The organism is Pseudomonas umsongensis (assembly GCF_012647205.1).
In the GTDB taxonomy this organism is placed as follows: Bacteria; Pseudomonadota; Gammaproteobacteria; order Pseudomonadales; family Pseudomonadaceae; genus Aquipseudomonas; species Aquipseudomonas umsongensis.
On record NZ_CP051487.1, the window covers coordinates 3554254 to 3575600 of the forward strand.

The following is a 21347-nucleotide window of genomic DNA, read 5'->3' on the forward strand; positions in this document are numbered from 1 at the left end:
GTTTCAATGCTCAACAGTTCACAGGCCTGGGTGACGGGCCTTTCCATATCTGGAGGTCGTCATGTCCGCACCTTTCGTCAAACACGGGCCATGAGTTTCATTGCCTGGGTTGCGGTGCTGGGTGCCGTGCTGCTGACGCTGGCACTGACCTCGTCCTATCTGCGCTGGATGCCGGTGACCACCTCGGCCGTGTGCCTGGCGTTGGGGGTGGGCATCGGGCCGGCGGGGCTGGGCTGGCTGAGGCTGGACATCAAGGACGCCGCGTTCTGGATGGAGCACCTGACGGAAGTCGCGGTGCTCTTTTCGTTGTTCGTCTGTGGCCTCAAGCTGCGCCTGCCCCTGAGAGACCGAAGGTGGCGCGTAGCTTTCGGGCTGGCCGGGCCAGTCATGGTCCTGACCATTATCGGTGTTTGCCTGTTGCTGCATTACGCCTTCGACCTGCCCTGGGGACCGTCGCTGCTGATCGGTGCGATCCTGGCGCCCACCGACCCGGTACTGGCCTCGCTGGTACAGGTCAACGATGCCAAGGACGTCGACGCGGTGCGCTTCGGCCTGTCCGGTGAGGCCGGGCTCAACGATGGCATTGCATTTCCCTTTGTGATCCTGGGCTTGCTGTTTATCGAGCAAGGCAGCGGCGCATCCACTGCATGGCTCGATGACTGGGCGCTCAAGCGCCTGCTGTGGGCGGTGCCTGCTGGCTTGCTGGTCGGCTATGGCATGGGGCGCGTGATCGGGCGCCTCACATTGTCCATGCGCATCAGAAATGCCGACAGCACTCTGTCGCCCAACGACTACCTGACCTTTGCCCTTATCGCCCTGGCGTACGTCGCGGCAGAGTCGGTCCATGGCTACGGTTTCCTGGCGGTGTTCGCGGCAGGCCTGGGGCTGCGTCGGGCCGAGGTCAAGTCGATGGGTTACTCCCAGACGCCCGCCGAGCATCTGGTGCAGCCAGTGGTGGGTCATCAGAACGTCGAGCCCGATGCCGCCGTGCATGGCGATGTGGCGAACCTGGAGGAAGCGCAGGTGGCGGCCGGGATCATGATCGGCGACATGCTGTCCTTCGGCAGCCTGGTCGAACGGGCCATGGAGGTGTTCCTGGTGACGTTGCTCGGGGTCGTGCTGGTGGGTCACTGGGACTGGCGCGCGCTGGCGGTTGCGTTGGTACTGTTCTGCGTGATCCGGCCGCTGATTGTCGCGCTGGTGCCTTGGGGAACGTTGCTTGACGGCAAGCAACGGCTGTTGATCGGCTGGTTCGGGATTCGCGGCATCGGTAGTTTTTACTACCTGTTCTACGCCTTGAATCACAACCTCGCACCGACGATGGCCACCTTGTGCACCGACCTCACGCTCTCGGTGGTCGCACTGAGCATTCTGATTCACGGCATCAGCACCCAGCCGCTTCTCGCCCACTATGAGCGGCAAAAGCCCCCATCTGCTTGATCGCTCACGGCTGTGGCGAAGTGCATGAGCCAAATCCCGGCTTCATGCAGCCTGCATGACCCCTAATGGCCATTAGCGCTTGTAACCCATTGAATTTCAGGCGTTTACCTGAGACATCAAAGCGGCACGACAAATGCTCCACAACGATGAGTGTCCTGCGGAATTAACCGTGCGAGCTGCCCTCAATCTGGAGAAACCCGACCATGAATGCCATAGACCTGTTGAAAGCCGACCATGAACGCGTAAAAGGCATCCTCAGCCAACTGAGTGAGTCCACCGAGCGCGGCCTGAAAAAACGCGCCGATCTGCTTGCAAAGCTGGAAATGGAAATTTCGATTCATACCCGTCTTGAAGAAGACGTCCTGTACCCGGCGTACAAGGAAGCCGGTGGCAAGGAGCAGGACATCATGTATTACGAAGCCAAGGAAGAACACCGTACGGTGGATTCCCTGGTGCTGCCGGACCTGAAAGTCACCGACCCATCCACGCCCGAGTTCGCCGGTCGCGTCAAGGTGGTCAAGGAACTGCTCGAACACCACATTGAAGAGGAAGAGACCACGATGTTTCCCCAAGCCAGGAAGCTGCTGGGTAAAGCGACGCTGGATGAACTGGGGGCAAAAATGGAGACCCTCAAGGCCCGCCTGAAAAAGGAACTCGACGCCTCGCATATGGCGGCCTGAGATCCAGGTGCACAATAACGACGGCGAGTGAAAAACCTGTAGGAGCGAGCATGCTCGCGATGAACTTGAGAGCTCCGAGGGGTGTCAGGTGACCAGCGTCATCGTTGACGACCATCGCGACGGTGCGACGATTCGACATGCTCGCTCCTACATGGCTGAGGCGATAATTTCCACCAGGTTCAACTGGGTAAACGGCTTGGACAAGCGCGGCAACCTGGCTGCAAACCCTTCCAGGCGCTCGGCATATCCAGTGGCCAGGATGATCGGCATGTCGGGGTTGCGCTCGCGGATGGCTTGCGCCAATTGCGCGCCACTCATCTGAGGCATCGCCATATCGGTAATGACGAGATCGATGCCCGTATTGTTTTCGAACGCCTCCAGTCCCTGAGCGCCCGACGTTGCGGTGATCACCTGGTGACCGAGGTCTTCCAGCAACAGGCAAGTGCTGGTCAACACCAGGCTGTCGTCGTCCACCACCAGGATGCACAAGCGAGGGACTTCCGGCGTTGCCGGCTCCTCGGCAAGGGGGGCCGCTATCGAGTCTTCCGAGGCCACGGGCAACCACAGTTCTGCAGTCGTGCCCTGGTTTTTCTGACTCTTGAGAATGAATCGACCGCCCAGTTGTTCGATGAAGCCATGGACCATCGACAGCCCCAGTCCAGTCCCCTTGCCCAGCCCTTTGGTGGTGAAGAACGGATCCATTGCCGAGGCCAGCGTTGCTTCATCCATCCCGTCGCCGGTGTCGGTGATGCTCAGGCACACATAACGCCCCGCCCGTAACGGATCAGAGATAGTTTCAACGCGGGCGCTGATGACGATTTTTCCGCCGTCGGGCATGGCATCGCGGGCGTTGGTGGCCAGGTTCAGCATCGCCAATTCGAGCTGGTTGATATCGGCCAGGACCGGCTCGATCCGCTCTGGAAAACGGGTTTCCAGTGCCACCGACGGTCCCAGGGAACTGCGCAGCAGTCCGCTGATGCCCTGCACCAGGGCGGGAAGTTCCACAGGTTCGGATTTGAGCTCTTGCTTCCTGGCAAAAGCCAGCATGCGCTGGGTCAAGGACACGCCGCGCAATGCACCCTGGGTGGCGTTGTCGAGCAACCGGACGATTTTCGGGTCGTCCGCCAGGCGTTTGCGCACGATTTCCAGATTGCCAAGAATGACTGTGAGCAGATTATTGAAGTCGTGGGCAATCCCCCCACTGAGCTGGCCGATGGCTTGCATCTTTTGCGCCTGGAACAGCGCTTCGCGGGTTTGTTCAAGTGCCTGCTGCGCCTGGGTCGCTTCGGTGATGTCGCGGGTGATCTTGGCAAAGCCTAGCAACGTACCGGTGTCTCCCCAGATCGGGTCAACCACGACGTGAGCCAGGAACCTTGTGCCGTCCTTGCGCACTCGCCATCCCTTGTTCTCGAAGCGCCCCTCACGCGTGGCAATCTCCAATGCCCGGCCGGGTAAGCCGCTCGCCTTGTCTTCGGGGGTGTAGAACATCGAAAAGTGCTGGCCAATAACTTCTTCGGGCAAATAGCCCTTGATCCGTTGGGCTCCCAGGTTCCAGTTGGTCACGCGACCATCCGGGGCCAGCATGTAGATGGCGTAGTCCGTGACGCTTTGCACCAGTAAGCGAAACTGTTGCTCGCTTTGCTTGAGGGTCTCTTCGGCCATCTTGCGGTCGGTCAGGTCACGGGTAATCTTGGCAAATCCCAGCAGCGTGCCCGACGGGTCGTAAATCGGATCGATCACCACGTGGGACCAGAAATGCGTGCCGTCCTTGCGCACACGCCAGCCTTCACCTTCGAATCGGCCCTCGCGAATGGCCGTGTCCAGCGCCCGCTGAGGCAAGCCGGCACGACGATCTTCATCGGTGTAGAAGCGCGAAAAATGCTGGCCGAGAATCTCGGCCTCCTCATAGCCCTTGAACCGCCGGGCCCCTGCGTTCCAGCTGGTAATGATGCCATCGGGGTCAATCATGTAGATCGCGTAGTCAACCACCGCATCGATCAGCAGGCGCAAGCGCCTGTCCTCAATGACCCTGGCCTGGATTCGATCTTCGCTCATTGATCCCTCACATCGGGTGCTGTAACTCAGCAGTATGCGATAAACCGTCCATTTGAACAGCCGCCGAAGCAATTGACCACCAGCGCGGCAGCAGTTGCCTGACCTTGTTGTCGCCAAACCGGTCATCGATCAACATCACCACGCCTTGGTCCTGCTGTGTACGAATCACTCTGCCAGCGGCCTGCACCACTTTTTGCACGCCGGGATACAGGTAGGTGTAGTCGTAGCCCGCACCGAACATGGCCGCCATGCGCTGCTTGAGTTGCTCGTTGACCGGGTTGAGCTGCGCCAACCCCAGGGTGGCGATGAACGCGCCAATCAAGCGTGCACCCGGCAAATCGATGCCTTCGCCAAACGCCCCGCCCAACACCGCAAAGCCCACGCCCTGGCCTTCGGCGGTGAACCGGTCGAGGAACGCCTGGCGTTGCGCCTCCGCCATGCCCCGTGACTGTGACCATAGATTGATCCCGGGATAACGCTCGGCGAGCAACTGCGCCACTTGCTGCAGGTAATCGAAACTGCTGAAAAACGCCAGGTAATTGCCGGGGCGCCGCATGAACTGCCGGGCGATCAGTTCGACGATCGGCGCCAGGGATGCCTGGCGATGAACGAAACGCGTGGAGATCTGGTTGATGATCTGTACATGTAGCTGATCGGCATGAAAAGGCGACTCGACGTCGATGCACACGGTATTCGCCGGCGTACCCAGCAAGTCGGCGTAATAGTGGCGAGGGCTGAGGGTCGCCGAGAACAGGGCGGTGCTGCGGGCAGCGCTCAGGCGCGGCCCAATGAAGCCCGCGGGCACAACGTTGCGCAGACACAGTTGCGAGAGGTTGCGCTTGCGGTCGAGGTCGCGTTTGCTGATGTCGAACAGGTACTGCTGGTCAAAAAGTTCGGCCACCCGACAGAACTGCAGTACCTCGAAGTAAAAGCTTTGCAATGCACTGTCCAGTCCCTGCGGATGATCGTTAAGGTAATCGCCGATGCTGGCGCTGCACGACGACAAGGCCTGGAGCAGTTTTTCCGGTGGCTTGTCATAGGCCTGATAAGCAGCAGACTGCTGGTTATGCAAGGCGTTCCATTCGCGGTTGACTCGCTGCAGGCTTTTTTTCAACACCTCGGGAGCGGTTTTCCGAACTCCGTCGAGGGTCGATTGGTCGAGGCTCGCGCTGTACATCTGACGACCACGTTCCACCAGGTTGTGGGCTTCGTCGACCAGTACCGCGACTTTCCAGTTGTTGGCCTGGGCCAGGCCGAACAGCAGCGCACTGAAATCGAAGTAATAGTTGTAATCGGCAACGACCACATCGGCCCAGCGCGCCATTTCCTGGCTCAGGTAATACGGGCACACCTCATGCTCCAAAGCGACCTGGCGCAATGCGCTCTGGTTCAAAAGGCCCAGCTCGCTGGCGGCCTGGCGTGCCGCCGGCAATCGATCGTAGAAGCCCTGGGCCAACGGACAGGATTCACCGTGACAGGCCTTGTCCGGATGTTCACAGGCCTTGTCCCGGGCGATCATTTCCAGAATCCGCAAAGGCGGTGCATCGCTGCAGTCGAGGATCACCTGCGCGGCGTCCAGGGCCAGCTTGCGTCCCGGGGTTTTCGCCGTGAGAAAGTACAGCTTGTCCAGTTGCTGCGGCGCCAGGGCCTTGAGCAGCGGGAACAGGGTGCCGATGGTCTTGCCAATCCCCGTGGGTGCCTGGGCCATCAGGCAACGCCCGGTGCTGACCGCCTTGAACACCGATTCGGCGAGGTGACGCTGCCCGGGGCGAAACTCGGCATGGGGAAACGCCAGCTGTCGGGCCGCAAGGTCACGCCTTTGGCGATGGGCTGTTTCCTGTTCGGCCCAGTGCAGGAACAGGCCGCAATGGTGTTCGAAGAACTGCCCGAGCTCGGCGGCGCTGAACGCCTCGAGCAGACAAGTTTCCCTTTCGCTGACGATATCGAAATACACCAGCGCTAGGTTGATCTGCGCCAGGTTCAGTTTGCGGCACATCAGCCAGCCATAGACCTTGGCCTGTGCCCAATGCAATTGCCGGTGGTTGGCCGGTTGCTTGCTCAAGTCACCACGGTAGGTCTTGATCTCTTCGAGGCAATTTTGCGAGGGATCATAGCCATCCGCTCTGCCCTTGACCGTCAGGCCCTGATACGCACCTTCGAGGGCGACTTCACTCTGGTAGTCGTCACTGCGCCGTGACGCTACCGTACGGTGCCCGACGATGCCTTCCAGGGCGGTCGGCGAGGGAGTGAAGCGCAAGTCGAGGTCCCCGACCTTGGCGGTGAACTCACATAACGCCCGCACCGCGATGCTGTAGCTCAAGCGCCCTGCTCCGCCCATTGCACATAACACACGGCAATCGGCATCCGGTGCTCATGACAGAACTCCAGCCAGCGCAGCTGGTTATCCTGCAGGCGATCCCCGGGCCCCTTGACTTCGATCATGCGGTAGGTTTTTTCCTGCGGCCAGAACTGGATCAGGTCGGGCATGCCCGCCCGATTGGCCTTGATGTCCAGTAACAACCGGTTGAACCAGTGCTTGAGGTGTTCGGCGGGCAAGCAGTCCAGCGCCTGCTCCAGCAACGGCTCGCTGAGTGCGCCCCAGAACACGAATGGCGACTGCACGCCCCACTTTTGGGCATAGCGCAGGCGGATGGTCTCAAGGTATCGACCGTCGTCGAGTTCATCGAGGCAGGCCTGGAACAACTCGGCCCGGCGGCTGTGGAAGTCTTCGCTCAGCAGGTCCACCGGACCGCGTTGGAACGGATGGAAAAACGCCCCCGGCAGCGGGGCGAATATCGCCGGCCAGCACAGCAACCCGAACAGCGAGTTGACCAGGCTGTTTTCGACGTAATGAACCGGTGCCGAGTCTTCGCCCAGGTGCGCCTGCACGTAGTCCTCCACTGACAACATCGGGTCGGTCCTGCTCAGTTGCAGCTCCAGGCGTTCCATCTGTCGTGGGGCCGGACGCTTGACCGCCGGCCCGCCCAGCTTGCGACGCAACCTGGGCAGGACACGCAGCAGGTGTTGCTGTTCCGCGGCGTTTTGCGGTGCTTGTTCGGCCTGGCACGCCAGGTCAAGGGCCAGTGGGTACTCACCGCAGCGTTCCAGCACACGGATCATGCGCAAGCGCGCGCCGGGATACACGCAGTCCCGGTACAGGGTCAACGCGGCGCAGAAATCACCGGCGCGCTCGCACGCCTGGCCCATCTGGAATAAGAGCTTGTCACGACGCCTCTGCAGCCAGGGATTGCCCAGTGCCAGGCCGTTGATCTGAGTGACAATGGCGGCCACCGACTCACCGGCCTCGAAAAGCTGCTGGCACTGGTAAAGGAACAGGCAGGCATCGACGTCCTCGCGGCTGCGCAAGCCTCGGGAATCGGCGCAAAACTCGACTTTTTCATAGGTGAAGACCCCAAGGTCCGCCAAGACGAATTCAGACCAATCCTGGTAAAGATTGCCAAAAAACATCAAGCGCAGGCGATCGCACAGGCCCATGATGGTCAGGCTGAACAAGCGGTCACCCAGCGCCGGACACCAATCCTTAAAGGATTGCTCGTGAGGAAACTGCTCGCACAGAGCCGGTAGCCAGTCGGTCTTTTTACCCTTGGGTTGAGTAATGGCACTGCCCAGGCATTGAAGAATTTCCGCCTTGAGCAACACTTCAAATAACGCCTCGACCGACAACGGCTGGTGCTCGTCGAGCCAGCCCAATTCGAGCAACGGCCGGGCTGCGCTGGCGATATCGCCGATCTCGACGTAATGCAATTTGCTGACGCGAAAATGCACGCCCTTGCGCATGACCAGCCTGACCAGCAGCGCCTGGGCCTCGCGGGGCAAACCATTGAAGTCATGAATAAAGCGGTGCTCTTCGACGCTCAACACGTCGGCATAACGTTGCTCAAGCCAATCAAGCACTTGCATGAAGTTGTTGAGGTAGTAGAACGGGTCGTCGAGAGGATTTGCAGTCACGGGAAAAGGAGCCACGATTAACAAGCACTGGTTATGCATACAGATACCAGCAACGCCCTGCCCCATGCAAATGGAAAAGGATAAGCGGAGGCGCTTTAAGGGATTTTTGCCTTGGGCATAGAACTTTCTGCTGTTGCATCGCACCAACCGCCAAGGAACGGCATTCGCTTGCGACAGCCACACTGGTTTTTTTTAACAATGAGAGGTGATTATGAACATCAAGACTCTGGCGTTTCCCATGGCGGTAGCGGCCTTCATCGCCCTGGCCGGCTGCTCGACGCCCACGGTGGTCACCCTGCAGAACGGCACCCAGTATCTGACCAAGGACATGCCAAAAACCAAGACCAAGGACGGTTTCTTCGAGTTCGAGGATATTTCCGGAGCCAAGGTCAAAGTCAAGGCCGATGACGTGGCCACGATTCGCCAGGAAGACTGAGCCCGCGAATCGTGTTGCCTGCGCCCCCCTGTGTGGCAGGTTTCGAGCACTGCCTTACACTGCGTTAGACCCAGTGCGACCGAATGATGGTGTCGAAATGAAAATGGTCACGCCACTTCTGACTCCCCTCCTCGCGGTCGCCGCTTGGTTTTCAATGAGTCTTTGTGCAAATGCCGCGACACCTGCTCGATCCTTCAATACCAGCTTCGACTGCGCCGCGGCCCGGGGGGCCGTTGAAAAGCTTATCTGTCGCGACGCTCGACTGGCGCAGATGGATATCGAGCTGACGCGCCTGTATCGCCTGGCGCTCACCGATGAGCATTCGGTGCCGCGACCCGACAAAGTCGAGATCGACCAGCGCTTCTGGCTGCTCGCCCGCGATCAATGCGCGACCGAAGCCGATCCCAAGGCATGCACGGTGAGCCACTATGCCGAGCGTGCGCACCAACTGCGCCAAGGCTCGGCCATTGCCAGGACCAAGGACCCCAGCAGGCTCACCGAAGGTCCGCAGGCCTTTCGCTGCGCCGGGCTTGGCGCGCTGGTGGCCGCCACGTTCTTCACTGTCGAACCGGCAGTGGTTTACCTGAAATGGGCCAATACCTCGACCACGCTGGAACAGGTGCCGAGTTCGTCCGGAGCCCTGTACCAGGGCAAGGACAACAGGGGCAGCCAAAGCTTCTGGCAAAACGGCAACGATGCCCTGTTGCGGATGCCGGGCGCAGGTGAAATGAGGTGCACGGTTGAACCTGTGAGTTGATCACGGATCATCGAAGGCAACACTGTTCAGTGCATCAAGCCTTCCATGAACCCCGCGACCCCGCTGGCGAGCCTGCGCCGCCATGGCGCGCTGGTCGGGTTGGCCAGAGTCTGGTCTTCGTGGACGAAGCTGCGAATGATCGCGTTGTAGCCGAGCCAGCGCCAAGGTTCGGGCTCCCAGGCCTTGAGCGCGTGCAGTCCGCCCTTGGCAATTACCCACGGTTGGCGAACCCGCTCGGTGTCGCGTTGCAGGATCAGGTCGGCAAGGGTCCTGCCACCCAGGTTGCTGGCACCGACCCCCTCCCCGCCATAACCGCCGGACAAGGCAATACCGCTGGCCTGGTCACAGAGCATATGGGGCTTGAAGTGCCGTGACATGCCCAGGTTGCCGCCCCAGCCATGGGTGATCTGCACATTGCGAAGCTGTGGAAACAGTTCGCCGAACAGATAGCGCCGCAACTCGATTTCGCTACGCGTCAGGTCAAAGTCATGGCGCAGCTTGCCGGCAAACTGATAGCCCCCGCGCGCGCCAAAGATCAGTCGGTTATCTGCCGTCCGTTGGCCATAGGTCACCTGGCGACTGTTTTCGCTGAAGGCCTGGCCATGACTCAGCCCAATCTCGTCCCAGGTGGCGGCCGACAGCGGTTCGGTGGCCACGATCAGGCTTTGCACCGGCAACTGATAACGTCCCAAGGGCGGCAAGGTCACCGAATAGCCTTCGACAGCCGGTACCACCCAGCGGCTGCGCACCGTCGCCTGGGCAGTGCGAACGCTGCCGGACTGCCAATGATTCACCGGGCTGTTCTCGTAGATCCGCACGCCCATGCGCTCGACCGCGCGTGCCAGTCCCCGGACCAGCTTGGCCGGATGGAGGGTCGCGACATGTGGCGCATAAATAGCGCCATAAGGCTTGGCCAGGCAAATTTGCTGCGCCATCTGCTCCGGGCTCAGCCAGCGGTAGTCGTTTTCGTTGAGACCCTGGCCGTACAGTTTGTCCAGGTACTGGCGCAGTGTGGCCTCCTGCTCGGGGTAGCGAGCGGCACAATAGAGGGCGCCGCCTTTACGATAATCGCAATCGATGCCTTCACGTTCGATGACGCGTTTCACCTCATCAGGGATGTCGTGGAGCAAATCGTAAGAGGCACGACGTTGCTCGGGTGACAACGAAGCGAGCAGCCGGTCTTCGCCCAGCAGATTGCCCATCAACCACCCGCCGTTACGCCCCGACGCACCGAAACCGGCTGTTTGCGCTTCTATGATGACAATATTCAGGCCAGGAGCCTGTCGCTTCAGGTAGTAGGCGGTCCAGAGCCCGGTGTACCCCGCGCCGATAATCGCGACATCGACATCCAGATCCCGTTCCAGCGCCGCACGCGCCAGCAAAGGCTCGTCGAGTTGGTCCATCCACAAACTGATAGTGCGCCATGCCGGCATTCAAGACTCCGCCACTCAGACTTCGATGGCGTTGATCCTAGTGCACGGGCTCAGGTGCTGTCTTGCGCGCGTGCACGCAAGGACATTTGCTTGACGTAGGCCTTGGGCGACAGGCCGGTGTGCTGGCGGAAACAACTATAGAACGCCGACAGTGAGTTGAACCCGGCGGCAAACGCCAAGGCGTCGATACGCACCGCGGGCATGGCACTGTCCAGCGCATTGAGCAGGTGCTGCAGGCGGGCCTGGTTGACGTAGCGATAGAAGCTCTGCCCCAGCACCTGGTTAAGAAGATAGGAAATCTGGTTGCGACTGTAGCCACACTCCTGTGCCACCCTTTGCAGGTCGAGCCGCGGGTCGAGATAAGGCTGCTGGCGTTGAAAGTACTGCTGCAGGTCGTCGGCCATGAAGCTCAACTGCCGCACCGACAGTCCCAGTCGACTGACCGCCGGGCGCTGGCTGCCGGTGTTTTCGCCGCAGGGCCGCTCATGGACCAGCGAAGCATATTCGTTGACCCGCCAGATCAGCCCGTCCTTCACGGTGATTGCTTCACTGGCGCGAAACGACACCAGCCCCTCACCACCACGCAAAGTGATGCGGTACTGGATGAATGCGGTGTTGCCGTCCAAGCGGATGCGGTCCGAGTGCTCCAGCGCCTCATCCGGCTCACGGGGCATGCTGCTTTGCACATAGTCACGCAACTGGGCCAGCCCCATCACCCGGTTCTGGAAGAAATCACTGTATCGGACATCGGGGTGATACAACGCCATGACCCCGTCCAGATCGCGGTGTTTCCAGCGCAAGTGGTAAAGCATGACCGTCTCGCCCGTGGCCTGGGTTTGCAGCGGGCCATCATCCTCGGCGTACATGAAAGGTCTCGTCAAAAAGTACCGAGCTTGCCCAAATCGGCCCGCACCTTCAATTGCAAATGCGGGCGGGCCATTGCGCAAACGATCACGCACGTGACCTGCATCAAAAAAAGCGCAGCAATTGCCAAACGACCTGAAAAATACACATTTTTTTCACATGCAGCTGCTACTTTTAAAGTCTGTCAATGGTTGAGCCAATGAAGGCTCCTCCCACCTAACCTGAGCTAATGGAAGCGCTCGATGAAGAAGGCGGGCAACACATGAATAAAGGGTTCAGCAAGGTCACTTTTCCAAACGCCTGCCAGCTGATGCGCTGGCATTTCCATCCCATGGGTTTCGAGGCCAGCATGGACGCCCCGGGCAGCATGATCGCCCGTTTGTTTGATCGAGCCAGTGGCGAGACCATGATCGCCATCGCCGGTATCCCCTGCTCGACGGTGATGAACGCCGCCGACGTCGAACGAATAATCGAAGCCGTGGAGGATGAGCTCGAAGCGTTCATTCCTCCGGTGGCCCTCAGGAGTTATGCCTGACGGCCGGACTTCCATCCAAAAGCCCACGATATTGTGGGCTTTGTGTTTTTTACGGGATCAAGGATGTAGAGGGGACGCGTACACCTTGTAGCCAGCGGTGTGGCGATCCGACTTGCCGGCTGTACCTGATTGATCGTTCCCACGCTCTGCGTGGGAATGCATCCTGTGATGCTCCGCGTCACCATTGCGCACGGCTCATGTCATGCGTCGTCAGTGGAACGCGGAGCGTCCCTGGCGGCATTCCCACGCAGAGCATGGGAACGATCAATCGTCGGAACGCCGCCCGGAGCATGCTCGCTCCTACAGGGGATCGAGGTACACCCGTCGAAGTCAGGTCGGCTTTAAGGCCGCCTCGCTTTTGTTTTTGATCTGGGCGCCCCATTAACCACGATGGCCGAACGCAGGCATTGCGCAGTGGGGAAACCGGCAGGACGCCGGTTTAGCCGCGCTGGGCCAGGGACGGCCCATCGCGGCGACCCACGGAGCAATGCCGGAGAGAGGGCATGCCGAGCCACAGCGAGGCACCGAGTGGTGGGGCAAAGCCTTTTGCTTCCTTTTTGCTGGGCCGGCACTCCGGCGTTTGAAAAAGGGAGTCGCTGTAAAAGCGAAACCATAAGCCGCCGTTACCGCAGCAATGGATATGTACGCAGGCAACCAATTCACACAGGGCTTCCTGTGACACCCCGCATCACCGTTGCGCACGGCTCAATTAACGCGTCGTCAGCGGAACGCAGAGCGTCCCTGGCGGCATTCCCACGCAGAGCGTGGGAACGATCAAATGTGCTGCCGCCTTCGCCAGCAGGCTGGCTCCTACAGGGGATCCAGGGGTATCCGGAAAAATCAGGTCGGATTTAAGGCCGCCTCGCTTTGCTTTTGATCGCGGGCGCCCCGTTAACCACGATGGCCGAACGCAGGCATTGCGCAGTGGGGAAACCGGCAGGACGCCGGTTTAGCCGCGCTGGGCCAGGGACGGCCCATCGCGGCGACCCACGGAGCAATGCCGGAGAGAGGGCATGCCGAGCCACAGCGAGGCAACGAGTGGTGGGGCAAAGCCTTTTGCTTCCTTTTTGGTGTTTGAAAAAGGGAGTCGCCGTAAGGGCGAAACCATAGGAGGCCGTTACCGCGGCAATGGATATGCACGCAGGCAACCAATTTCACACAGGGGCTTCCTGTGACGCCCCCGCATCAACGTTGCGCACGGCTCAATTAATGCGTTGTCAGCGGAACGCGGAGCGTCCCTGGCGGCATTCCCACGCAGAGCATGGGAACGATCAATCGTCGGAACGCCGCCCGGAGCATGCTCGCTCCTACAGGGGATCGAGGTACACCCGTCGAAGTCAGGTCGGCTTTAAGGCCGCCTCGCTTTTGTTTTTGATCTGGGCGCCCCATTAACCACGATGGCCGAACGCAGGCATTGCGCAGTGGGGAAACCGGCAGGACGCCGGTTTAGCCGCGCTGGGCCAGGGACGGCCCATCGCGGCGACCCACGGAGCAATGCCGGAGAGAGGGCATGCCGAGCCACAGCGAGGCACCGAGTGGTGGGGCAAAGCCTTTTGCTTCCTTTTTGGCGTTTGAAAAAGGGAGTCGCTGTAAAAGCGAAACCATAAGTGGCCGTTACCGCAGCAATGGATATGTACGCAGGCAACCAATTTCACACAGGGCTTCCTGTGACGCTCCGCGTCACCATTGCGCACGGCTCATGTCATGCGTCGTCAGTGGAACGCGGAGCGTCCCTGGCGGCATTCCCACGCAGAGCATGGGAACGATCAATCGTCGGAACGCCGCCCGGAGCATGCTCGCTCCTACAGGGGATCGAGGTACACCCGTCGAAGTCAGGTCGGCTTTAAGGCCGCCTCGCTTTTGTTTTTGATCTGGGCGCCCCATTAACCACGATGGCCGAACGCAGGCATTGCGCAGTGGGGAAACCGGCAGGACGCCGGTTTAGCCGCGCTGGGCCAGGGACGACCCATCGCGGCGACCCACGGAGCAATGCCGGAGAGAGGGCATGCCGAGCCACAGCGAGGCACCGAGTGGTGGGGCAAAGCCTTTTGCTTCCTTTTTGCTGGGCCGGCACTCCGGCGTTTGAAAAAGGGAGTCGCTGTAAAAGCGAAACCATAAGTGGCCGTTACCGCAGCAATGGATATGTACGCAGGCAACCAATTTCACACAGGGCTTCCTGTGACGCTCCGCGTCACCATTGCGCACGGCTCATGTCATGCGTCGTCAGTGGAACGCGGAGCGTCCCTGGCGGCATTCCCACGCAGAGCATGGGAACGATCAGAACGCGGACAGATCTGCAATCACGTCCCTATAAGGCCGTCTCGCTTTGGCGTATTTGATCGTATGTAGAGAGGTAAATGTATACCTTGTAAGAGCCGCACCGCAGGCTCCTACATGGGTCATGCCGGCGTTTTGGCCCGCCGATGATCGGCGAAAAACGCCTTGCCCTTGCCGATCCGGTCCGACGCCTTGGGCATGTTCACCGCCTGGGTCTCCTGCGCATCGACATACCAATAGCAATGACTTACCGCCCGGGTAATGCCCACGTATGCAAGGCGCAGAATCTCGTCTTTCTGGGCATTGTCATAAGGCTCAGTGTCGCCAGCCTTGCCCAGGCCCGCCATACGGTACACCTGGTTTTTGTAGGGCGAACGGGTCAGGTGCTGGCAATCGCCGAGCAGGAATACCGCGTCAGCCTGTAGGCCCTTGGCGCTGTGATAGGTCAGTTGCTTGAGGCGTCGTGCTTCAAACGGCAAGCTAGAATCAACATTAAGTACAGGCTTAATATGTTGTTCTATCAATGACTTATCGCTACTTTTTCGATAAAGCATCAAGATTGAATCGCCTTTCCGATAGTGCTCCATCAAGCGCTCGGCCATCCCCTGATCGTCTCGGTCCAGCACATTGACCGGCAGCAAGGCCTTTGGCTCGCCACTGGCCTTGGCCTTCTTACCCGCGATCGCAGGCGCGGCCCGCACGATGTACTCGGCGGCGTCAATGATGTGCTGGTGGCTGCGATAATTGTCGCTGAGCATCACCTTGGTGGTGCTTGGCGACGAGAACGTCTTGTTGAACTCCATGAAATAGGTCGGCGAACTGCCACGCCAGCCGTAAATCGACTGCCAGTCATCGCCTACGCACAGCAATGAAGAATGCTGGGCGCCGCGCCCGACGTGCATCGCCGGCCCGCGACTGCGGATTTCGGCCAGGCTGGCACGGATCCACGAGACAATTTGCGGTGAAACGTCCTGGAACTCGTCGATCATCAAGTGCGACAGCGGCCGCAAGAGCTCGTCACTGAGCAGCTTGAGGTTTTCCGGGGAGTGTTCGCTAAACAGCGCGAACATGCGGTTGTAAGTCATGACCGGCGGTTTCTGGTCGAGCAAATGGTCTTCCAGGGCGCGCCAGTACAGACTCAAGGCCTCGAAGAAAAAGCGGTCCGGGTCATCCTTGGCAAAGCTCATCTGGCCCACAGCCGTCGGCACATCCAGGCCGAGGTTTTCAATGAACCCGGCGGCAGCGACAAAACAGTCCAGCAATGGCGCGGACGCCAGCTCTCCCTTGACCTTGTAATCGAAGCCAGGCCCGGCGCTGGCATCCCCCCCAAGGGACGCCAGCACACGCTTTGATGACTCGTAATTATCAATCCATATCAATGGCTTACGACAGAAAGCTTGAAACAACGTGCGCTTTACCGCGGTTTCCGCACGCAACGTAAGCTTGGCATTTGGCCGGGTCAGTTGCGGATTTTCACCAGGGTCGAATCCCAGCACCACCCAAGCGTCCAGCGAGGCAATGTAACCGTGGCAGTGAAAGGTGCTGCCATTGATATCGAAAGCCTGGCGCTTGGGCTCTATGCCTTTGATCGGCCAGGCGCCAGCGCGAAACCACAAGTCTTCCACCAGGTCGCAGAGCTCTTCATCGCGTTTGGCCGCCAGTTCGGTGACGGCCATGCGCTTCTGTACATCGGGGTGGTCGCGCTCCAGCTCCTTGAGTTGCAAAGCGTGACGGGACAATGGCTTGATCAGCTCGCGAAAACGCTCATCGCGACTGTGCAACGCGTGATAACAGGCATTGAGTTGCTGACGCTGGGCGTCATTGATGCGTAGATCGAAGGGGTTGCTGTCCACTTCGTCATCCGCGCCTTGCGCTCGGTGACTGAGGTTTTCGAAGGCTTGCAGCCGCTCGAAGCCCGGCAGGCTGCGAACCATCGGCAATATGCGCGAATGGAAGGTGCGCACCAGGTCACGCGCCTCGCGCACACCCAGTGCATGCCCCCAGAGCGCAAACAGCTCAATCAGTTTATTGATGAAGTCCTTGCGCGACTCACGAGTGAACGTCACCACGGTCATCGAGCTCAGTTCGAACCCCAGGTAGTGACTGAGCAGCAGGATACGCAGAACCAGCGTCGTCGACTTGCCCGCTCCCGCACCGGCAATCACCGACGTCGATGGCGTATCACTGAAGATCATTTTCCACTGCGCAGCGCTGGGCTGGGCGTGTGCCGGCAGCAACCGGGCGACGTCGGCTTTCATGCGTTTCTTCAGTTCGGCGGTCAATGGCAGGCGCCAATCGTCGAAAAGATGGTCATCGATATTGGGTGGCCGGTGCTCGGTGCAGCGTGAGTCGCGAATCAGCAAGACTTGCCGGCCCTCTTCCAGGCCCTCGAGCTTGCCTTCTTTGTATCCGTAGTCCACCCCGGCGCTATGACCGCTACGAAAACCGTCTGCCTGACCGTGCAACCAAGACGCGCGGTGTTGTGCGCGCAGGCGCGTCAGGCCATGACCAAAAAAGCGCGCGGCCAGGCGCTTGAGCAATGGCATCTCGGCCAGCGGGCGAAGTTCAGGCGGAAGATCGGGGGTGTGTTGCGGCACGCGGACGGACTCCAGGGTGTGAGGCTGTTGAGGGCTATGGTGTCTGTATTTGCTTTTTAGTTCTAGTGAAATGCTTATGACTCATCGACTTATGGGCGATATTGAAGGCTGGATGAGACGCTTTCGAGCGCACTTCCTATCTAATTTATCGATTATTATGCGGCATTTTTTACGCTTTTTATCGATTGTTGCCTGATGGATGATGCCGGTCATCAACAACCGGTCTCGATTCGTGGCCAGGCCTTGCGCCCCATGACGAACCTTTCAGGAGACGATCATGCTTGAACTCAGACCTTTCAACTCGCTTGGCGGCGCTCACCATGGCTGGTTGGATGCTCATCACCACTTTTCGTTCGCCGAATACCATGACCCCAAGCGCATGAACTGGGGCAACTTGCGGGTATGGAACGATGACGTGATTGCCCCGGGCACCGGCTTCCCGCAGCACCCGCACCGGGACATGGAAATCATCACCTATGTCCGTGAAGGCGCAATTACTCACCAGGACAACCTGGGCAACAAGGGTCGCACTGAAGCGGGTGACGTTCAGGTGATGAGCGCCGGCACCGGCATTGCCCACAGCGAATACAACCTGGAAGCTACGCCGACCAAGATCTTTCAGATCTGGATCATTCCCAATGAATCCGGCCTGGCACCTTCCTGGGGCGCAAAGCCATTTCCCAAGGGCCAGCGCGAAGGTTTCGTTACCCTGGCCAGCGGTAAGCCCGGGGACGATCAAAGCCTGCGAATCCGCGCCGATGCGCGCCTGGTGGCGGCAAACCTGAAGGCCGGCGAAACCGCTGAGTATCGCCTGGAGAACGGTCGTCGCGCGTACCTGGTGCCGGCCACGGGTGTCATTGAAGTCAATGGCTTGCGTGCACAAGCTCGAGACGGTGTTGCGGTTGCCCAAGAGCAGGTGTTGCGGGTGACGGCTATCGAGGACAGTGAGATCGTGTTGGTGGATCTGGCTTGATTCAGTAAATCGAACAAAAAAAGGGCGACCGTGGGAGGTCGCCCTTTTTTATTTGGCTGGAGTACAACGGTGTTCATGCTGCCTTCTTCGCGGGCAAGCTTCGCTCCACAGACACGTGACGCTCGCGAAGACGGCCATCAATCATTTCGCAGAAATAGCGCCATCTACAAGGGTCTGTGCCTCAGCGACCAACTGCTTGAGGTGGTCGTCGCTGACGAAGCTTTCCGCGTAGATCTTGTAGATATCCTCGGTCCCCGACGGACGCGCCGCGAACCAGCCATTTTCGGTCATTACCTTAAGGCCGCCAATGGCCTGGTCGTTACCCGGTGCATGGCTGAGAATGCTCTGGATCGGCTCACCCGCCAGTGTTGTCGAGGTGACCTGATCCGGTGACAGCTTGCTCAACAGGGCCTTTTGTTCCGGGTTGGCCTTGGCATCCACCCGTACCGAGAACGGCTCGCCCAGTTCATCGGTCAGCGCGCGGTAGGCCTGACTTGGGTCGCGACCGGTACGTGCAGTCATTTCAGCCGCCAGCAAGGCCGGGATCAGACCGTCCTTGTCCGTGCACCAGACGCTGCCGTCCTTGCGCAGGAACGAAGCCCCCGCGCTTTCTTCGCCACCAAAGCCCAGGGAGCCGTCGAACAGGCCATCGGCAAACCACTTAAAGCCCACAGGCACTTCGTACAGGCGGCGTCCCAGGCGCTTGGCCACGCGGTCGATCAAGCCGCTGCTGACCACGGTTTTACCCACCGCGGCATCGGCTCGCCAGTGCGGGCGGTTCTGGAACAGATAATCGATCGACACGGCCAGGTAGTTGTTCGGCGCCAGCAGGCCGCCAGAGGGAGTCACGATGCCATGGCGGTCGTGATCCGGGTCGCAGGCGAAGGCCACGTCGAAGCGCTCTTTCAGGCCGATCAGCCCCTGCATCGCGTGGCTGGACGATGGGTCCATGCGAATCTGGCCATCCCAGTCGACGGTCATGAAACGGAAAGTCGAGTCGACCTGCCGGTTCACCACGTCCAGGTCCAGGCGATAATGCTCGGCAATCGCCGACCAGTAGCGCACGCCCGCACCACCCAGGGGGTCAACACCCAAGCGTAGCTTGGCATCACGAATGGAGTCGAAATCGATCACGTTGATCAGGTCGGCGACATAGGTGTTGAGGTAGTCGTGGCGATGAGTGGTGCTGGCCTTCAGCGCCTGCTCGTAGCTGATGCGCTTGACCCCGGCGAGCTTGTTCGCCAACAGTTCGTTGGCCTTGGCTTCGATCCACTTGGTGATGTGGGTATCGGCCGGGCCGCCATTGGTCGGGTTGTATTTGTAGCCCCCGCTTTGCGGCGGGTTGTGGGACGGGGTGATGACGATGCCATCCGCCAGGCCAGAGGTACGGCCGCGGTTGTAGCACAGGATCGCATGGGAAACCGCTGGGGTCGGCGTGTATTCGTCACCCTCGGCGATCATCACCGTCACGCCATTGGCCGCCAGCACTTCCAGGGCGCTGGCACCCGCCGGCGTGGACAATGCGTGGGTGTCGATGCCGACGAACAAAGGGCCATTGATGCCCTGGGCCTCGCGATACAGGCAAATGGCCTGGCTGATTGCCAGGACGTGCCACTCGTTGAAACTCAAGTCGAACGAACTGCCTCGGTGCCCGGACGTACCGAAGGCCACCCGCTGGGTCGAAATGGCGGCGTCGGGTTGACCGGTGTAATAGGCCGTGACCAGTCGCGGGATGTCTACCAACAATTCTGCCGGTGCCGGTTTGCCCGCAAAAGGACTGAGTGTCATGCAATACCTCTGGAATAGAGTTCAGGAGTAGAAGCGGAGTTTACTGGCAGTTTGACCATAGCGCGATGCAGTTTATCCAGCGCTCGATGGAATCGTTCCATTGGCATCATTTTGCAAAGGGTCAATCAACGGCTTCAAGGCGCAAGGCGTCCCCCAGCAAGCCCAGCGCGGCGGCCAGTTCCTGGTCGCTGCCAACGCCATGGCTCAAGCGCAAGTGTTGCCCATGCAAGCCTTGCAGGCTGAACAACTCGCCGGGCGCAACGACCACCTGCTGCCTGAGCAATCGCTGAAACACCCGGCTCATATCGACCTGGCGCAACGAGCGCAGCCAGATCGTCGCCCCGCCCTGGGGCTCGACGAACTGCAACGCGTCACCCAGGCGCTCCTGGAGCATCCGGGCCATTTGCTCCTTGCCGTCCTTGAGGCGTCGGCGCAGTACCTGCAGGTGTTGATCGATGCGTCCGTTGCTGTACAAGCGGGCGATGGCTTTCTGGCGAATCGGCGACAAGCGAAAGGCGCGCAACAGGAATTGCCGTTGCAGCTCGCTGCTCATATGGCGCGAGAGCAGGTAGCCATAAGGGGCTTCCGGGCCGATGATCTTTTCGAACGTGGAAAACACCATCAAGCGCTCCGGGGCCAACAGATCGCGAAATCGCCGCTGATCGGGCTCAAACCCGAGTTCTCCATAACAATCGTTTTCCAGTACCCAACTGCCATACCGCTCCAGCAAGTTCGCGATCACCTGCCGGTTCTCATCGGGTGCCCTGCTGCCTCGGGGCATGTTCAGCCCGGACGACACCATCACCAGGCGTACCGGCTCGGCTTCCAGCAGGTCCCGAAGGCACTTGTCGTCCAGGCTACCGTCGCCCAGCAACGGCCATTCGATTACCTTCACACCGGCCGCCTGGAACAAGCGCAGTATCGCCCAGTCACAGGGCGACTCGACGACCACCGCGGCATCCTTGAGATCCAACACGACGATGAGGATTTCCAGCACGCCGCGCAGGTCAGCGCCAATGTAGACATCATCGGCATGCCAGCAGCGCACCGCAGAGGTGGTATAGCGCGCCGCCAATGCGGTACGCAGTTCCAGCTCGCCACAGGGCTGCGCAGACGGCTGTGGCTGGCGCGGGTATTGGCGCAGCAGTTCCCTTTCCAGCAGCAACAAGGGGCTGTCGAGCGGTTGCAGCAAGGCCGGCTCATCCGCGCTCAGGACCAGCATGGCGGGCAGGCGGGCGTTGACATACACACTCTCGAGCAAGTCGCTGCCATCGTAGAGCGTGCTGGTAGGGGCAACCGGCAACGCGTAGTAACCGGACTTGGCCACCGAATACACCCGCCCCTCCTTTTCCAGTAGCGCATAGGCATACTGGATGGTCGAGATCGAAACGCTCAGGCGCCCGGCCAGTTCACGCAAGGATGGTAGTCGTACCCGGCTGTCGCTGACGAGCTCGCTGATCAGGCAGGTCAAGTATCGGTAGACCGACTGATAGGCGAAATCGGTTTCACGTTGTCCTTTCATGGCAGGGGATCGCTTGCGTGG

At 60.0% G+C, this 21347-nt stretch carries 14 protein-coding genes; 6 read left to right on the forward strand and 8 right to left on the reverse strand.

What is annotated here, in order from left to right:
• Nucleotides 1-90 precede the first annotated feature (90 nt).
• Nucleotides 91-1440 (forward strand): cation:proton antiporter, encoded by a 1350-nt coding sequence (locus tag HGP31_RS16060; RefSeq protein WP_168758183.1) that lies wholly within the window; start codon nucleotides 91-93, stop codon nucleotides 1438-1440.
• A gap of 203 nt (nucleotides 1441-1643) precedes the next feature.
• Nucleotides 1644-2120 carry a hemerythrin domain-containing protein gene (locus HGP31_RS16065; RefSeq protein WP_020800112.1) on the forward strand — a complete coding sequence of 159 codons (477 nt, stop codon included), beginning with the start codon at nucleotides 1644-1646 and terminating at the stop codon, nucleotides 2118-2120.
• 147 nt (nucleotides 2121-2267) lie between these two features.
• On the opposite strand, the gene HGP31_RS16070 is transcribed toward HGP31_RS16065, so the two are convergent.
• Genes HGP31_RS16070 through HGP31_RS16080 form a run of 3 tightly spaced genes read right to left on the reverse strand, consistent with a single transcriptional unit; the run spans nucleotide 2268 to nucleotide 8159 of the window.
• Nucleotides 2268-4175: a hybrid sensor histidine kinase/response regulator gene (locus HGP31_RS16070; RefSeq protein WP_168758184.1), complete on the reverse strand. Its 1908-nt coding sequence runs from the start codon at nucleotides 4173-4175 to the stop codon at nucleotides 2268-2270.
• 7 nt (nucleotides 4176-4182) lie between these two features.
• Entirely contained in the window at nucleotides 4183-6495 is a 2313-nt protein-coding gene (locus HGP31_RS16075) for an ATP-dependent DNA helicase (RefSeq protein WP_168758185.1), read from the reverse strand.
• Entirely contained in the window at nucleotides 6492-8159 is a 1668-nt protein-coding gene (locus HGP31_RS16080; RefSeq protein WP_168758186.1) for a VRR-NUC domain-containing protein, read from the reverse strand. The genes HGP31_RS16075 and HGP31_RS16080 overlap by 4 nt, the downstream gene beginning before the upstream one ends.
• Nucleotides 8160-8355: 196 nt before the next feature.
• On the opposite strand from HGP31_RS16080, the gene HGP31_RS16085 reads away from it, so the two are divergent.
• Both HGP31_RS16085 and HGP31_RS16090 read left to right on the forward strand, forming a co-directional pair.
• Nucleotides 8356-8580 carry a YgdI/YgdR family lipoprotein gene (locus tag HGP31_RS16085; protein ID WP_020800116.1) on the forward strand — a complete coding sequence of 75 codons (225 nt, stop codon included), beginning with the start codon at nucleotides 8356-8358 and terminating at the stop codon, nucleotides 8578-8580.
• Nucleotides 8581-8677: 97 nt separating this feature from the next.
• Nucleotides 8678-9337, forward strand: coding sequence for an MliC family protein (locus HGP31_RS16090; RefSeq protein ID WP_168758187.1), 660 nt, complete (start codon nucleotides 8678-8680; stop codon nucleotides 9335-9337).
• Nucleotides 9338-9363: 26 nt separating this feature from the next.
• Here the strand turns inward: HGP31_RS16090 and HGP31_RS16095 are convergent, their stop codons facing one another.
• Nucleotides 9364-10770, reverse strand: coding sequence for an NAD(P)/FAD-dependent oxidoreductase (locus HGP31_RS16095; protein ID WP_168758188.1), 1407 nt, complete (start codon nucleotides 10768-10770; stop codon nucleotides 9364-9366).
• A gap of 50 nt (nucleotides 10771-10820) precedes the next feature.
• Nucleotides 10821-11636 carry a helix-turn-helix domain-containing protein gene (locus tag HGP31_RS16100; RefSeq protein ID WP_168758189.1) on the reverse strand — a complete coding sequence of 272 codons (816 nt, stop codon included), beginning with the start codon at nucleotides 11634-11636 and terminating at the stop codon, nucleotides 10821-10823.
• Nucleotides 11637-11896: 260 nt separating this feature from the next.
• On the opposite strand from HGP31_RS16100, the gene HGP31_RS16105 reads away from it, so the two are divergent.
• Complete coding sequence (locus HGP31_RS16105; RefSeq protein WP_033043601.1) at nucleotides 11897-12169, forward strand: DUF1652 domain-containing protein; 273 nt, start codon at nucleotides 11897-11899, stop codon at nucleotides 12167-12169.
• Between the two features lie 2399 nt (nucleotides 12170-14568).
• On the opposite strand, the gene HGP31_RS16110 is transcribed toward HGP31_RS16105, so the two are convergent.
• Nucleotides 14569-17043, reverse strand: coding sequence for a UvrD-helicase domain-containing protein (locus tag HGP31_RS16110; RefSeq protein ID WP_168758190.1), 2475 nt, complete (start codon nucleotides 17041-17043; stop codon nucleotides 14569-14571).
• A 277-nt stretch (nucleotides 17044-17320) separates the two neighbouring features.
• Between HGP31_RS16110 and HGP31_RS16115 the strand changes: the two genes are divergently transcribed.
• Nucleotides 17321-18016 (forward strand): pirin family protein, encoded by a 696-nt coding sequence (locus tag HGP31_RS16115; protein ID WP_020797104.1) that lies wholly within the window; start codon nucleotides 17321-17323, stop codon nucleotides 18014-18016.
• A 141-nt stretch (nucleotides 18017-18157) separates the two neighbouring features.
• Here HGP31_RS16115 and pgm read toward each other — a convergent pair whose 3' ends face one another.
• Both pgm and HGP31_RS16125 read right to left on the reverse strand, forming a co-directional pair.
• Nucleotides 18158-19804 (reverse strand): phosphoglucomutase (alpha-D-glucose-1,6-bisphosphate-dependent), encoded by a 1647-nt coding sequence (gene pgm / locus HGP31_RS16120; protein ID WP_168758191.1) that lies wholly within the window; start codon nucleotides 19802-19804, stop codon nucleotides 18158-18160.
• 121 nt (nucleotides 19805-19925) lie between these two features.
• Nucleotides 19926-21326 carry an aminotransferase-like domain-containing protein gene (locus HGP31_RS16125; protein WP_020797106.1) on the reverse strand — a complete coding sequence of 467 codons (1401 nt, stop codon included), beginning with the start codon at nucleotides 21324-21326 and terminating at the stop codon, nucleotides 19926-19928.
• Between the last annotated feature and the right edge of the window lie 21 nt (nucleotides 21327-21347).